This is a genomic window from Paenibacillus sp. FSL R5-0486 (genome assembly GCF_037975155.1).
In the GTDB taxonomy this organism is placed as follows: Bacteria; Bacillota; Bacilli; order Paenibacillales; family Paenibacillaceae; genus Paenibacillus; species Paenibacillus amylolyticus.
This window is the reverse complement of sequence record NZ_CP150237.1, coordinates 3,445,132-3,461,122: the sequence shown is the minus strand read 5'-3', so window position 1 is coordinate 3,461,122 and position 15,991 is coordinate 3,445,132. Positions and strand designations below refer to the sequence as shown.

Here is a 15,991-nt window from a genome sequence, read left to right as displayed (position 1 = left end):
ATAAATGGATAAAGCAGTAACGCATAAGTCGATGACTTCATACGTTACTGCTCAGTCGATTAGAGTTCTTTGCCGTTACTTTGAATAACTTTTTTGAACCATTCAAAGGATTTTTTCTTGCTACGTTTCAACGTACCATTTCCAGCGTCATCTTTGTCGACATGTATGAAACCGTATCGTTTACTCATCTCTCCAGAACTTGAGCTTACTAGATCAATGCAACCCCAGGACGTGTAACCCAACAACTCTACGCCATCTTCTTCCACTGCTGTTATGAAAGCTTGGATGTGTTGACGCAAATACTCGATTCTATAATCATCCGCAATATATCCCGTCTCATCAGGAGTATCTATCGCTCCTAAGCCATTTTCAACGATGAATAGTGGCTTTTGATATCGGTCATACAAGGAATTCATTGTAATTCTTAGACCTTCAGGATCGATTTGCCATCCCCATTCACTCGTTTTCAAATGAGGATTGCGCAGTGTCGGAAACAGGTTAGCTGCCGTTTGTGTGTTTACTTCCGGGTCTGCACTGGTTAATCGTGAACCATAATAACTGAACGAAACGAAATCAACCGTATTATTTTTCAAACATTCCTCGTCCCCGTCTTCCATGGCTAAATTAATATTCATTCGTTCTAACATTTTCTTGGCATAGTTTGGGTATTCTCCTCGGGACTGTACATCGACGAAGAAGTAGTGCTCGCGATCTCTTGTCATGGCTTTCCAGACATCATCTGGTGCACATGTATACGGGTAAGTGTTGGCACCTGCTAACATACAGCCAATCTTAATTTCCGGGTTAATTCTACGCGCAATTTCAGTTGCTTTTGCACTTGCGATCAATTGATGATGAGCCGCCTGATACTTCACAGCATCCTCATTCTCACCTTCTTCAAACACTAGGCCTGAGCTACCAAAAGGTAGATGCAACAGCATGTTAATTTCATTAAAGGTAAGCCAATACTTCACTTTATCTTTATAACGGGTGAAGATCGTTTCACACAGTCTCTCATAATAATCCACCATTTTTCGACTTCTCCACGATCCAATAGTTTTCACCAAATGAATAGGGACATCAAAATGGGTAATGGTGACTAACGGCTCAATGCCATACTTCAAACATTCGTCAAATACATTTTCATAGAATTTCAAACCCTCTTCGTTGGGTAACTCGTCATCTCCATTAGGGTAGATCCGAGTCCATGCCAAAGATAAACGGAAACACGTAAAGCCCATCTCTGCAAATAAAGCAATGTCTTCTTTATACCGATGATAAAAATCAATAGCCTCATGACTCGGATAAAAATGTTCTTGATCACACTCCAACATTTTTAACTGTCCTCGCATGACAGGAACACGATCTTTCCCTGCCGGGATTACATCAACTGTGGATAGTCCCTTGTTGCCTTCTGCATATCCACCTTCACATTGGTTAGCAGCAACTGCCCCACCCCACAAAAAGTCTTTTCTTAAAGTCATTAAAACACACTCCTAACCTGTAGTTTTGTTAAGCTTTGACAACCAACAATGTATTGTTAAAATCAATATTTTGGGGACTAGTCTCTGCGATCACATCCGAGTAACTATACGAATTGGTTACAATAACGGGCGTTTGAGTGACATATCCTTCTTGTCTGATTTTGTCCAGATCAAAAGTCAGCAAGGTCTGCCCTTTTGTAATTCTCTGACCTTCTTCAACGAACGCTTCAAAATATTTTCCGTTCAGCTTTACCGTATTTAAGCCGACATGAATAAGAATTTCGACTCCTTCATCGGATAATAGTCCAATAGCATGTTTCTTAGGAAATAGAGATACAATCATGCCATCAAATGGAGCAATGACTTTCCCCTCGCTAGGTTCAATAGCAATTCCTTTACCCATTGCCTCTGAGGCAAACGCTGCATCTTGTACATCCTGAAGTTGGATAAGCTGACCTTTAAGTGGAGTTGCAATAACAGAATCTTTAATTGTAATGACTTCATCCGCAACCCCACTCCCTTCGTTCGCATTTGAAACAGTGTTCTGTGAAGGTGCATCTTTTTCATATTTCAAACTGAGCAAATAGGTAAGTACAGCAGTTACGACAGTTGTTATAACAAGTGCGATCAAAATGTTATATAGATTCCAGATATTTTCACCAATGTACAGAGGAATCGCCGGGATTCCTGAAGCGCCTGTTGCGTAACGGGAAACATCCATTAGCCCTGCAAATAGTCCCCCACTGGCAGCTCCAATCATACCCGCGACAAGTGGGTATCTCTTCGGTAAATTTACGCCGTAAAGAGCTGGTTCCGTGATTCCCATCAACGCGGTGATCCCACTGGAAGCTGAAATTTGTTTTAATGCTTTATCCTTGGTTCTCATCCCTACAACTAATGCCGCAACACCTTGACCTATACAATTGATCATCGCCCCAGGACCGAGGATATTCTCATAACCTGATGTGGTGATTTGAGCAATGGATAGAGGAACAATATTATGGTGCAGTCCAAACATAACCAGTATTGGCCAGAAGGTTGCTACCAGGAAAATAACCAGCCAGCTACCATGTGCGCCCAAGAATTCAAAGCCCATCGCTAAATACGTTCCAAAAAATGACCCCAGCGGCCCCAATACGGTTAAGGCCAGAATTCCCGTTACTAAAATAGTGCACATGGGAACAAAAATAACTTTCACTGCATTCGGAATGATCCTTTTAAACAACGATTCAATATATGATTGTGACCAAACTATTAAGAGAATTGGAACTACAGAAGAATTATACGATACAAGAGTTAGCGGGATTCCAAAACACTTACGTCAGTCCCATCCAAACGCAATTGTGTCAAGTTGGGATGGAGTAAAACACCGGCTAAAACGAGTGCTAAGACGGGACTACATTTTAGTTTGTTTGCAGCCGAAAACGCTAACAAGAATGGTAAAAAGTAGAAAATAGCATCTGACATAAGACTTACGACATAGTAGGTTTGGGAATCTTTTGAAATCCAGTTGAACAAAATAAGTAGAGCGAGTAATGCCTTGATCATACCAGCCCCAGCTATAGCAGGAACAATCGGACTAAATGTCCCCGAGACGAAATCGATTAATTTCCCCAAAATACTAACTTTCCTAGCCTGAGTTGGTTCACCCGATGAACTCGCGTTAGGTTGAAGATGCTTGATCACTTCTTTGTAAACGTCTTCAACATGTGTGCCGATGACGACTTGAAATTGTCCGCCGCTCTCAAGCGCATCAATAACACCGTCCAACGATTTAAGCGCTTTTTGATCTGCTTTATTAGTATCATTCAGTGCAAATCTAAGCCTAGTCATACAGTGAGTCAGAGTGGATACATTCTCACTACCGCCCACTTTCTCTACAATATCTTGAGCCAACTTCTCGTATTTCTTGCTCATCCAATAATGCCCCCTCTTGTTGTTGCCATCTAAATGAATGAGACCAAAAGCGCTCTAAATAACTTCTCTTTGCAATAAAAAAAGCTATTTATCTGAAATACATAAAGGCTGCATTCATTACACCTTTAAAATATCATCTGATAAACAGCTATAGCCAATACCTATAATTCATACTTTATTATGCCTGAAAGGCATGCCTGATATGTTCCAAAAAACGTACCTCCGTTTGACTGAATACCTTATGTTTTTTCCAGACAATCACTGTTGGAAACTGAAGTTCCGGTTGAAAAGGTCTGAAGCATAATGTGTCAGACTGCTTCATTGCAAGCGCACCCTCAATACAGATGGCCGTCCCTAACCCCTCCTCTACGAGGTTAAGTATGTTAGATATTAAATTATAGGTCGCAACAAAGTTTAAATGTGCATACTCATCGGCAAACCAGCTTGCAATCTCATTCTGTACGACAGATCGGCTGGATATGAGCAGAGGCACTCCGGCTAAATCGGTTGAAGTGACATATTCTTTCTGGGCAAGAGGTGATGAGGTCTTCATAAGGACTCCCCAGCGTTCCTTCTGGGGCAGTCTGATGAAATCGTATTTCTCAATGTGAATGGGCTCTAACAAAATGCCCACATCGAGCAGTCCTTTATCGATTCGCTCCTTTATGTCATCCCCCGTTCCACTATAGATGTGATATTTAACCTGCGGATACTCCATATTGAAGTCTTTTAATAATTGTAAAATAACATTGGACGTTAATGATTCAACACTCCCGATCGATATGGTTCCTCCAACCAGGTTGTTTTGATCTTTAAACTCTTTCTCTGTTTTATCCGCAAGTGTGAGAATTTCTTCTGCTCTTTGACGTAGAAGCATGCCTGCATCTGTAAGTGTTATTTTACTTTTCCCGCGTATAAACAATTGAGTTTCTAAATTTTTTTCCAGATCAGCCAACTGTCTGCTTAACGTTGGCTGTGTCACATGTAAGATCGTTGCAGCATGTGTGATATTTTCTACTCGAGCTACTGTCAAAAAATATCGAAGTACTCTTAACTCCATAATTCCTCCTGATTTACATTCATTTAAGTATCTACTGAATCATTCTTTCTTTACTATACCTTCCTGTTAACCAGAAGAAGACAGTTGATTGGGATAATCAACTGTCTGTTGTTTCAAATAAAGAAGATTATTTCTCTGGAATGATCTCATTAACGCAGGCTAAAGCATTTAGTGTTCTAGGAAATCCCATGTAGGGAAGGCAGTGAGTTAGAGCGGTGATCATGGTTTCTTTATTATTGCCAACATTGATGTTACCCTGAACGTGTGCTTTGACTTGACTATCCGCACCTCCGAGTGCACTTAGTATACAAAGGGTAAGGAGCTCTCGTGTTTTCAGATCCAGACCTCCGCGGGTATAGAAGTCTCCAAAACAAAATGCTGAAAGATAGTCCTGTATATGCTTCTGATTTGACGGGGCATTTTCCCGGTTTTTCTCAATAATATCGCCAAAAATCTCTTTTTGAATACCAAGTCCTTTGTCAAAGCGATTATCTTCTTCAACCCGTTTCTGACTTTCAAGAGGCAGTGCAACATTTCGCTCTTTGAACACTTCATTCATTTCCGATATGGCATTTAAGGTTTTGGGGAATCCCAAATAAGGTGCGCATTGATAGATTGCTTCTTGGATCTCCGTTGGAGTCAACCCAACATTTAGCGCTGCACGAGTATGTGCTTTGAGCTGTGGCAACGTTTGATTAGTAGCCAGTACGACCAAAGTAATAAGCTCTCGTTGCTTATCGTCAAGAGTACCTTGATCAAAAATTTCACCAAATATGAAGCGACTTAATATGTCCTGAAATTCAGGATCTGTAGCATATGCCGCTGGAACTCCCTCGCCGAATAACCTTTTATATGTTTCCTGGCTCTTTTCGATTCGATTCATATTCATCTAACCTCCTGTTTCTTTTTAGTTAAAACTAGGTGTACCCATTTTACATTGAAAGAGGAAAGAATCCATATCCTATTCATATCATTTTATTGCCTAATCCTATCAAGTGATTGTTTGTTGATGAAAAAAGCGAACAAAGCACTTGCGTGCCCTGTTCGCTCTTCTTGGTGCAGCCATATTACTGTCTTCGCCTTACTTGCTCAAGCTGTCCCAGAATGATTGGAACGCGCCTTTCTCCACTTCCAGGAATGCCGGAACATTACCATAACGAACTAGACCTTCTTCACCAAACAGAACCAGTGGGACCTGCGTTTTGTCTTCCAGTGTGAGATAGATGATCTTGCGATCTTCCTTGCCGTAGAGGTTCTCTTCCAATTCCGGGCTCGTTGCGATCGGTTTGGCAGCATTTAGCGATGAGATAAAGCTGTCCAGTGCTTCATCCGCTGCTAACGGTTGAAGTTGCTGCAATCCGTTGTTCCAGCTGTCGAACGTCTCCCATTGCGCCGAGGCGATGTTGCCTTCGATATGAAGCTTGCCGATCAGGTCGGCACCAGTACCAATGGTGATCCCGTTGTTCTTGTCGAATAACTGAGCATACACCTGACCATCGATCTCGGTGTAGGACATGATGCGGAAGTCCTTATCGTAGCCATTAACAGCATAGATGTCAGCTTCGCCAATGTTGGAAGCAAGCTCCGTATATTTATCCTGGCCGCTCAGCTCATCAATGCCGCCAGTGGTGGTACCCAGTTTATCCCCCCGCAGGCTGAGCGCATTGGCGCCTTCAAGCAATGTTGGGGACTGTGTATATACGCTTCCTCCATATACAACCAGTTGCATCATATCAGCCATCGCGCCTTTGCCCTGTGAACTCGGCAACTCCATCTTCGGAATCACGATCGGGTCAACCGACGCGCCTGGAGTCACCGCTGCCACCTGTGGTGTTGGTACGGCCGGCCCATTGAATTGTTGCCATACACTTGGCGCAGCCAATCCAATGCTAGCAGCGATAACAACACTTGCTGCAATGTATAGTGGTTTACGTTGACGTTTTGGTCCCTGATGTTGCGTGTTTAAGGATTGCTCTACCCGTTTTTTCATTTGCTCGTTTGTTTTCATATGATCCACCGCTTTCTTGTAGTTTTGTTTGAATTGTTCTTCGTTCATTACAGTCCCTCTCCTTCCAGCTCCAGTTTTAACAGCTGTCTTCCTCGTTTTAATCTCATTTTCACTGCTGATTCGCTAATCTCCAGGATCTCGCTGATTTCTCGGATCGGATAATCTTCGTAATAATACAGATGAACCACCGATCTATACTTGACGGGCAGTGACAGCACAAGTTCGATCAGCGCGTGATCTTCAGGGTTGTCTGTTGTAAGAGGATCGACTCCCTCCAGCTTGACCTCCCGTTTGCGCCAGCCTCTGCCTAATAAGGATTTGCAATGATTGGTGATGACCCGAATCAACCATGCTTTTTGATGCTCCGCATCGTTGAACGTAGGGGCTTTTTCTATTAGTTTGATGAAGGTATCCTGAGTGGCTTCCTCCGCGTCTTCTCGTCTGCCGAGGTGCACCATGGCAATCCGGAACAGCGTATCCGCGTATGTCTCATAGACTTTCATCACATGATCGCCCAGCTGGGGCACTGATCGCTGCATGGTTGGTATGCCCTCCTTTATACCTCTAACACTCTTACGGACGGCATTTGGTCACATTTTGTTTTAGGATTTTTTTACTGGTCCATTTCATTCAAAATGCAAAAAAAGAAAGCAGCCCCATGGAGAGGAGTTGCTTTCTTCATCTTCGTCTTTATTTTCATATAAAATGCATATCGTTTCACCGATTAGAATTTCTTCTGTAAAAGCTCAATGTTGTCTTCCAAACTGCTGTCCAAGCTTACGCCTACCTTCTGCAGTTTGTTTTGGTAATATGCTTTTACATCTTCCCATTTATAGTACGGATAGGTCTTTGTTTCAATCGGGAACGCGATCTCTTCTTCATTTCTAAGCATTTTCACGAGAACATCCTTACCATTGGAATACAGAATCCATTGAATATTTGCTCCCATTGGTGAGATAACCGAGCCATTCCAGTTTTGGGTCACGTCCTGCGGTTTGTCGATACTCACATTAGCTCCGGCGATATCCAGGAATGAAGATAGTGGAATGATGGTTTCTGCGTGAGCAAAACGAAATATACCAGCCGTGTCTTTTTGCTGAATGGACTGGTCGGTAGACACGATCAATTCTTTGACCAGAGGTGCAATGATATTCTGCGGCAAATCCGTTGACGTTAAAGATGGACCTTTTTCATAGAAATCATTGATATTGTCAATACTCTCGTACCATTTCAACTGATTAGCCGTGAAATACCGCCCGAATTCGAAGTCACCTTCTCCTTTTATATTCGAAGATATGATATAGAGTTCATATAGATTAGAAGCAGCCTCGGTTGGGTTGCTGAGCTTCACTTTTCCCTTCTCATCTTTCAGTTCAAACTCTCCAGCGTCCAGCCGTTGATAGAAGTCTTCAGAGAAAAATTGCAAAAGGACCTCTTTTGCATAACGCGTTCCAGTGTTCTGTGTGACATAATCCTCGTATAACTTAACCCAGTCTCCGTCTTCTACGTACTCGTTATACTTCGTAGCCAAGTCGTAGGGCCGTAGATAGGGGTCTTTCCCTTCTTCAAAAGCTGAAGCCAGAATGTCTAATTTGTTATCTCCCAAGCTTCCCTTTAACCCGTCAATAAACTGATCTCTGCTCTGCGGCGTTCGATCTTTGAAGGTTGCTTGTGCAATCACTTTTTTATCAGATGTAAAAAGTTCTTTGAAATTCTGCCCAACTCTGGCCCCTATTCCTTTCAGTTCTTCTCCACCCGTAGTGGATAACAATCCATAATGATCTTTTTCAACCTTCATCAGATTGCCAATTTCCTTCTTCAGCTCTTTGCCCAGATTAGTGATCTGCCCGTCCATTTCAGCGATGTCGAGCAGTTCAAATAACGTCTTGTCGTACTTGGAACTGGATAGATGTCTGGAGCCATGTCTCCCTATGTAGTTAATAAATATGGGTTCATATCCACTAGGAGCTTTTGTATAACTTGTTTCCTTAAAAGGATATGGCGTTTTGGTACCGCGGTATCCCTGCTGCTGATCATCCATTTTTTGTCCAACAAAAACCGATTGGGTGTTGTTATCCCAGTCTACCTCTTGCCCCAAGGCTTCACCAATCGCTCTTGCAGGTACATAAGTGACCCCATTGTAGAGAAATGATTCGCCTTCCACCCTTTGTCCGTTCACAACCACATTAGCCGATTGTTCAGAAACTTCGATCATGCGTTTGGAGCCTGCACCATAGACGTCAAACACACTTACGGACGTTAAGATGGCGAGTGATGCTACTGAAATCCCGATTTTTTTGATCATCATATTGATTAGTTTTCTCCTTATTCCGCCTGATATGGGTTTATTTTCGCTCATCATACTATAGGTGAGAAGTGTCTGCGCCGTACCCATCCTATGTTAATTCATTGTAAAAGAGTACATATAAATATTGACGTAAAGTCTCATACGACAAAAAGAGCCGCTCCTTAGCGACTCTCGATCTGCATAACCGGCTATCTTGCTCCGAGACACATGAACAAAATAGTTATCACATGTCTCGCACTATCATAGCGCCCTATATATTTTTATATCTATCCCTGACTCCGTCGGATGACCTTCTCCAATAAGTGCCTCACGGTTCAAGAAGGATAAGGCTTTGCTGTCTGTAATCATTTTGGGGGAAGTACGAAATAAAGCAGTTTTCAGCGTTTTATCAATATTTCCGTTATTTTCGATATAAATTTTGCAGGAATGGCCTGCGTTGTCGGTTCCTTGGAGCATGTATCTTGCCGATAGCGTATGCGGACCACCATTCTTCCCGATGATCTGCGTATCTACTCCTCCACCCAACACAATTCCCTCAAAGTACTTTCCGGTTACGCTGCCTGTAAAAGTAATCATGACAACCGAATCATCTTCGCTATTCTGCAAATCAAATGATTCTTCGATGTTCACATGTACCGTAAACAATTCCTCTAATTTCACGTGTTCCCACCTCCATATGTATTCAATTATAACTCTACTCGCTAAAAAAAAGATTTACATATTTCCTTCAAATCATCTAAAATGGTTTACACAATGTAAAGGTTAACAAGTTGTAAACGAAGGGGTTAATGACGTACATGAGTACATTACCAAAATCAGTTCGCTTTCCACTGTTCATTCTGATGTTAAATCTGTTTATTGCTTTATTGGGGCAAGGGATGCTCATCCCCATATTGCCGGAGTATTTGAAGCTTTTTCATGCGGGAGGCACAGTAGCAGGATTTTTAGTTGCAGCCTTCGGTGCCGCTCAATTCTTCTTTTCCCCTCTCGGGGGACAACTGTCTGATCGATTTGGACGCAAAAAGTTGATCATTGCGGGTATGTTTCTGTCTGTCATTTCAGATATCATATTTGCGCTGTCAACGTCATTGCCGTTCCTCTATGTCGCACGGTTTATCGGTGGAATCAGTCTTGGTTTAATGGTTCCTGCCAACCTCGCATATGTCGCCGATATTACAACGCCAGAGACACGTGCAAAAGGTATGGGCTATTTCGGCGCAGCTATGAATTTGGGGATGGTTCTCGGACCTGGTCTGGGCGGTCTCATCGCCGAGATGGGCATTCGCATGCCCTATTTCTTCGCAGCGGGTCTGGGACTGATTGCGGCCCTGATGACGCTGCTATTGCCTGAGACACTTCCCCCCGAGAAAAGAACGGTCTCCATCCGTCTTCAAAAAGGAGATCACTTGGGCAAGAAAATCTGGAGTTCTTTTAAAGTCCCCTATTTCAAATACTTGATTGTGTTGCTTGTCATGACCTTTGGTCTCATGAGTTATGAGACAGTATTCGCGCTTTTCGCAGAGCAAAAATACGGGTTCGACGCTGCAACAATCTCCATCATTATTACTTTGGGCGCGATTATCGGTATCGTTGTGCAGATCTGGCTTTTGGATTGGTTCGTACAGAGAATAGGTGAAGTTAAGTTGATCCGTCTCTCCTTAATAATCACACCCATAGCTTTATTGTTAATGTTAATTAAGGTCAACCTTGTGTTTCTGTTGTTCGCTTCTGCGTTATTCTTTGCCTTTAATTCGTTTTTACGACCTTCGGTCAGCACGTTAATATCCAAAAATGCAGGAGATCGGCAAGGTTATGCATCGGGTCTGAATACTACATTTTCCAGTCTCGGCACGGTGATTGGGCCGCTGATCGCAGGACTATTGTTTGACAAAAACATAAACTTCCCGTATATTTTTGGTGCAATTATGCTACTCGCTTCTCTCGGACTGACCTTGAACGCATTTCGTTCGAAGAAAGGACAATTGTATACAAGTGAATGAAAACTGGCATCAACAATTGGGAAATAAACATCGTGATGATTTGATTGCAGCAGGTAAGGAGCTTTTTTTGAAATATGGATTGCTCCAGGTGAAGATTAAGGATGTATGTACAAAAGCTGAACTTAGTAGAGTGACCTTTTATAAACATTTCCAGTCAATGGATGAACTTCTTCTAGCCATTCAGATGCAACTGATCGAACATTTAACGGATGAGGTTAGCCGTGCTTCAACGAAGGACTTAAACGGGCGGGAACAACTCACGGTTATGTTGAATGCATGGGTTGTTTATGCCGAGAATCATCCAGACTACATCCGGTTTATTCAATTGTTTGATATCAACTATGAGATGTATGATTTTAGCCCTGAATTAAGAGAAGAGTATGATAAGTTCAACCAGAACGGGAAAGAAAATCATTTCCTGATGGACGCTTTATCCCAAGGTGTTGTTGACGGCAGTATTAAGAATCCGTCCCCTCCGCTGGATCTGGCTCAGTTTATCTTCACAACGATGATGGGCATGCTCCAGCGCATGGTAACTATTCGTGGTGCTCATGATAATTCATTGGATGTGCGGATGACGGAGCAATTTGTGAAGATGCTGCTTCATTTTGTTTGTAGCGAAGAAATACCCGAGTGATGGCATGGTACATGGATCGATAAAACAAAAGTTTGAAATAAAAAACGGATTCCGTATGCTGGAATCCGTTTTTTCTTCATTAATTAAGCGTTAATCCGTTAGTACGGGTAATTGTCCTCCAGCTTTCAGTTGACCAAGCAATACTTTGATCCCGGCAGACGTATTTGGCTCCTGCTTTCCATACACAGCAATTCCTGAGCGCACGTTCTGCAAATAGATCGTTTCGTAAGGGTTACCAAGAGACAACAGCGTGTATCGCTGATTACTCTTGTTCATTGCATTAATCAAGGTTTGATAATCACTCCACCCGAACTGGCTGGCCACATTGCGGAATTGGTAAGAAGCAAGAATGACATAATTGGCTTTGCCAATCGCCTGGAGCGTTTCATTCATGTTGCCTTGTCCAACAAGTGATATTTCAGTCTTTAACGACAGGTTATTAGCGGCTTGCAACAGTTGTTTCTCAAGCTGTTTCGCCTGTTCCTGCTCGGCTGCGACAATAACAACCCGGTCGCCTTGCTGAATTGGATCAGGAAGCACACCTTCGCGACTGCCGAGTACAGTGACCGCTCGCTCTGCGATTGTCTGCTCCACTGCTCGGTGCGCCTTCGATCCGATGATACCGTTAAGCTGAGTTAGCTTTTGCGCAAGAGTTTGACTGCGTTCAAATAAACCATATTTCGCTTTCATCTCCAAGATTCGTTTCACAGATGCATGTATGGTTTCATCCTTGATCGTTCCATTGTTCACTGCTTTCACCAGCGATTGATGGGCCGCAGCTGAATTTTTTGGCATAAGGATGATATCAACCCCTGCGGAAACGGCGCGTTCTACCGATTGATTCTCCCCAAAATGCTCCGCAATTGCATTCATGGTAAAGGCATCCGACACGATGAGTCCTTCATATCCAAGCTCTCCGCGAAGAAGTCCTGTCAGTACCTTTTTCGATAAGGTGGTAGGAATCGGCACACGTTCACCGTCTTTGAGCGATGTGACATGTTCGTTGTCTATGGCAGGGAAAGCAATATGCGCGGTCATAATCATCTCTACACCATTTTTGATTGCAGCCCGAAACGGTTTTAATTCGACCGCATCAAGCCGTTCTCGGTTATGGGCAAGCACAGGCATACCAAGATGGGAATCTACCGTTGTATCTCCATGTCCCGGAAAATGCTTAACTGCCGCCATCACCCCTGATTGCTGTAGCCCTTTTATCGTTGCCAGACCAAGCCGTGTTACCAAGTCCGCCTTCGAGCCAAACGACCGTATACCGATGATGGGGTTATCTGGATTGCTGTTGATGTCCAGCACTGGCGCAAAATTGATCTGCAATCCCAGTGCCTTCAGCTCCTCTCCTGTCAGCTGACCAGCTGCTTCGGCTAGTCTTGCATCTCCAGTTGCACCAAGCGCCATCTGACCTGGCAGGTTCGTACCGCCTGGTATTCGCTTAATAACGCCACCTTCTTGGTCGATGCTAAGAAATAGAGGAATGTCATCTGCTTCTCTTTGTATTTCATGTGTGAACGTTGTAAGCTGCGTCATGTCTACAATATTTTTGTCAAAAAGAATAAGTCCGCCCAAGTCCTGATCATGGATCGTGCGTTTCAGCCCCTCATTAACGGTCGTTGTCGCTTTACCATTCCATTGCCTAATGTCAGGCATAAGCATCTGACCAACTTGCTCGCTTACCGTCATATAGGATATCAGTTTGTCCCAATCTTGTGTCCGAATGGCCGCTTCACGTTCGAAGCGAATTACTCTCGCCATAAATACGGTATATTCAGCACGCGTGACAGCTTGATTCGGACGGAAGGTGGCATCTGAATAACCGCCGACCAAGCCGTTTGAACTCATAATAAGAATGGGTGCTGCTGCCCAATGCCTGTCCGTGTCTGTCCATTTTGCGGCGTTCTTACCTTCCACGAGTGCATATGCCCGTGTAAGGAAGGCCGCAGTCTCTGCGCGGCTAAGTGGTGCGTCCGGACGGAAAGTTCCGTTAGGAAAACCACTTGCAAGTCCATTTTTAGCAGCTATCATGATTTCTCGATGGAAAGGATGTGTAGTTGGAACATCGGAATAAGTTGTGCCTTCCACTGCTCTTTGAAGCTGATCTGAATAGAGCTCGCGCACCATAAAAGTGACAGCTTGTGCCCTTGTCACAAGTGCCTCTGGCTTGAAGTTCCCATTGCCGTATCCGGCTACTGTTCCCCGTTTCGCCATATACGTGATGCCATCCTCTGCCCACTTTGAATACTTTAGATCAACAAACGTTTCTTCCGCAGCTGCCGTTCCCACCCCTATAAGCATAGAGCCAACAACGGCACCAATAATCGTCATCCATTTTACATGCATTTGTTTCACTCCTGTTGTATTCTACGGATGAATAGACGTTACTACGGTATAGTTTGTTGCGTTTTCATAAGTTCAATGAAATTATATTCAGGTCATGACTAACCCTTTACACCGCCAATCGTCATACCCTGGACAAAGTATTTCTGTAAGAACGGATACACCATCAGAATAGGAACACTTGCAATAATGGTCATGGTCGCTCGAATCGAGGTTGGTGTGACCGCCGTTGCATTGCTTTCGGCAGACTGATAAGCATCACTTGCTGATGAAGTCGCTGAGGTCGTTGAAGTTTGTAGAATCTTCATCAACTCATATTGCAATGTGCTTAATTCTTTATTGGAAGAGTTGTACAGGAATACATCGAACCAGGAATTCCATTGTCCCACAGCTACAAAGAGTGATACGGTTGCCATTGCGGGAATCGTTAGCGGCAGGACAACGCGGATAAATGTCGTGAACTCCCCTGCCCCGTCAATACGGGCTGACTCCAGAATGCCTTCAGGAAGACCTTCAATAAAAGAGCGAATGACAATCATATTGAAGACACCAATTACACCCGGAATGATATATACCCAGAAGGAACCGATCAATCCAAGGTCTCGAATCAGCAGATAACCGGGGATCAACCCCCCGCTGAAATACATGGTGAATACAAAAAACATCGTAACAAACTTGCGTAGCACAAATTCCTGACGACTAACCGTATACGCGAGCATGGCTGTACAGAAGACGGACACCACGGTTCCAATGATCGTACGCAACGCCGAGATCAGAGTTGCGTGATAAATATCGGATTCGCCAAAAATGTATTTGTAGTTGTCCAGTGTCCATACACGAGGCCATAGATATATTCCACCCCGAATGGCATCATTTGCATTATTGAAAGATACGGCAATCATATTAACAAAGGGATAGATCGTCACAATCATCAGACATACCATGAAGATGATGTTAAAAGTGTCAAACGCTCGATCCCCGGTGCTGCTATTCCGCAAGCGGGATGTGTTTCCTTTACGCATGGCATAGGCCTCCTTTTAGAATAGTCTGCTCTCTCCCATTTTTTTCGCTATATAGTTCGCTGAGAAAAGGAAGATGAAGCTGACCACCGTTTTGAATATGCCAGCTGCTGTACCTAAGGAAAAGTTCCCCATCCCTAATCCATATTTGAGTACAAAGATGTCCAGATTCTCCGAATAGTCCATATTCATCCCGTTACCCAGCAGATATTGCGGTTCGAATCCGGATTCAAGAATACTTCCCATGTTCATGATCAACAAGATCACAATAACCGGTTTCAAGCCAGGCAGGGTGATATATAACATCCGTTTGAAGCGACTGGCTCCATCAATCTCGGCAGCCTCATATTGCGCCGGATCAATTGCCGTAATTGCTGCCAGATAGATAATGGTGTTCCAACCGACATCTTTCCAGACCTCAGTTGCCCCCAGAATACCCCAGAAGTATTCTCCTTTCCCCATCCATAGTACCGGACTGTCAATCAGGTGAAGCTTCATCAGCAGCAGATTGATAATTCCGTCTGGTGACAGGACTGTTAATACAATGCTGGAAGCAACAACCCACGAGATAAAGTGAGGCAGATAACTGACGGTTTGCACAAAACGTTTAAATATGACATTTTTCAGCTCATTCAACAAGAGAGCCAGCGTAATTGCTGTCACAAATCCCAACACCAGTTTAATGGAACTCATAACGAGTGTATTTCGCAGCACCCGGTAGAAGGTATTGTCTTCAAATAACGTACTAAAATGTTGCCAACCTACCCATTGCTGATCCGAGAAGGACCTTGCCGGTTTGAAATTCTGAAAAGCCATGGTCCATCCCCATAACGGCAGGTACTTGAAGATAAAAGCCCAGATGACAAAAGGAATACACATCCAGGCAAGCGTTCGTTGCTGCACAAGTCGCTTAAAGAACGAGTGTGCTCTGGTTCCCTTCGGACTCGAGGCCGGAGGCATCGAGTTAAGGGAGACATTAGGTTTCTCCACGGTGAACCTGCTCCTTTCCTGTGCTGTTATTCATGCGAGGAGAAGCCGGAGTTTATGCTCTTTCGTCTTCTCCTGCGCATATAACAGTTTGTTTTAAAGAGGTTGTTCAAAAAGTCCTCTTTTGATTACGAAAGACGCCTTGCGGCATCATCAGCATCGAATATGGAATTCAGCCGAAATGTCCGTTGCTCACGTAGTTTTCCCTACGCTCCGCTACTC

14 protein-coding genes are annotated in these 15,991 nt (G+C 43.6%); 2 read left to right on the top strand and 12 right to left on the bottom strand.

The window, feature by feature from the left end:
• Window positions 1–59 precede the first annotated feature (59 nt).
• From MKY01_RS15475 to MKY01_RS15435, 9 genes are all read right to left on the bottom strand, one after another.
• Complete coding sequence (locus MKY01_RS15475; protein ID WP_282321405.1) at window positions 60–1,484, bottom strand: 6-phospho-beta-glucosidase; 1,425 nt, start codon at window positions 1,482–1,484, stop codon at window positions 60–62.
• A gap of 28 nt (window positions 1,485–1,512) precedes the next feature.
• Entirely contained in the window at window positions 1,513–2,739 is a 1,227-nt protein-coding gene (locus tag MKY01_RS15470; protein ID WP_339287176.1) for a glucose PTS transporter subunit IIA, read from the bottom strand.
• 41 nt (window positions 2,740–2,780) lie between these two features.
• Entirely contained in the window at window positions 2,781–3,401 is a 621-nt protein-coding gene (locus MKY01_RS15465) for a PTS transporter subunit EIIB (RefSeq protein ID WP_339286912.1), read from the bottom strand.
• A gap of 178 nt (window positions 3,402–3,579) precedes the next feature.
• Entirely contained in the window at window positions 3,580–4,461 is an 882-nt protein-coding gene (locus MKY01_RS15460; RefSeq protein ID WP_036615799.1) for a LysR family transcriptional regulator, read from the bottom strand.
• Window positions 4,462–4,588: 127 nt separating this feature from the next.
• On the bottom strand, window positions 4,589–5,344 hold the full coding sequence (locus MKY01_RS15455; protein WP_282321407.1) for a carboxymuconolactone decarboxylase family protein: 756 nt from the start codon (window positions 5,342–5,344) through the stop codon (window positions 4,589–4,591).
• Between the two features lie 198 nt (window positions 5,345–5,542).
• Window positions 5,543–6,517 (bottom strand): hypothetical protein, encoded by a 975-nt coding sequence (locus MKY01_RS15450; protein WP_282321408.1) that lies wholly within the window; start codon window positions 6,515–6,517, stop codon window positions 5,543–5,545.
• Window positions 6,517–7,008: a sigma-70 family RNA polymerase sigma factor gene (locus MKY01_RS15445; protein ID WP_282321409.1), complete on the bottom strand. Its 492-nt coding sequence runs from the start codon at window positions 7,006–7,008 to the stop codon at window positions 6,517–6,519. The genes MKY01_RS15450 and MKY01_RS15445 overlap by 1 nt, the downstream gene beginning before the upstream one ends.
• Window positions 7,009–7,193: 185 nt before the next feature.
• Complete coding sequence (locus MKY01_RS15440; RefSeq protein WP_282321410.1) at window positions 7,194–8,777, bottom strand: histidine-type phosphatase; 1,584 nt, start codon at window positions 8,775–8,777, stop codon at window positions 7,194–7,196.
• Between the two features lie 240 nt (window positions 8,778–9,017).
• Window positions 9,018–9,437 carry a DUF3237 domain-containing protein gene (locus MKY01_RS15435; RefSeq protein ID WP_127548556.1) on the bottom strand — a complete coding sequence of 140 codons (420 nt, stop codon included), beginning with the start codon at window positions 9,435–9,437 and terminating at the stop codon, window positions 9,018–9,020.
• A gap of 137 nt (window positions 9,438–9,574) precedes the next feature.
• On the opposite strand from MKY01_RS15435, the gene MKY01_RS15430 reads away from it, so the two are divergent.
• Together MKY01_RS15430 and MKY01_RS15425 are read left to right on the top strand one after the other, a co-directional pair.
• Window positions 9,575–10,777 carry a tetracycline resistance MFS efflux pump gene (locus tag MKY01_RS15430; RefSeq protein WP_036671164.1) on the top strand — a complete coding sequence of 401 codons (1,203 nt, stop codon included), beginning with the start codon at window positions 9,575–9,577 and terminating at the stop codon, window positions 10,775–10,777.
• Entirely contained in the window at window positions 10,770–11,414 is a 645-nt protein-coding gene (locus tag MKY01_RS15425) for a TetR/AcrR family transcriptional regulator (RefSeq protein ID WP_282321411.1), read from the top strand. The genes MKY01_RS15430 and MKY01_RS15425 overlap by 8 nt, the downstream gene beginning before the upstream one ends.
• A gap of 90 nt (window positions 11,415–11,504) precedes the next feature.
• Here the strand turns inward: MKY01_RS15425 and MKY01_RS15420 are convergent, their stop codons facing one another.
• The 3 genes from MKY01_RS15420 to MKY01_RS15410 all read right to left on the bottom strand — a co-directional run bounded on the left by MKY01_RS15420 (window position 11,505) and on the right by MKY01_RS15410 (window position 15,742).
• Window positions 11,505–13,766, bottom strand: coding sequence for a glycoside hydrolase family 3 N-terminal domain-containing protein (locus tag MKY01_RS15420; protein ID WP_339286911.1), 2,262 nt, complete (start codon window positions 13,764–13,766; stop codon window positions 11,505–11,507).
• Between the two features lie 98 nt (window positions 13,767–13,864).
• Window positions 13,865–14,785, bottom strand: a complete 921-nt coding sequence (locus MKY01_RS15415) for a carbohydrate ABC transporter permease (RefSeq protein ID WP_036615816.1) — start codon at window positions 14,783–14,785, stop codon at window positions 13,865–13,867.
• 15 nt (window positions 14,786–14,800) lie between these two features.
• The gene (locus tag MKY01_RS15410; RefSeq protein ID WP_047844314.1) at window positions 14,801–15,742 is read right to left on the bottom strand and encodes an ABC transporter permease subunit; all 942 of its coding nucleotides are present in this window, start codon (window positions 15,740–15,742) and stop codon (window positions 14,801–14,803) included.
• Between the last annotated feature and the right edge of the window lie 249 nt (window positions 15,743–15,991).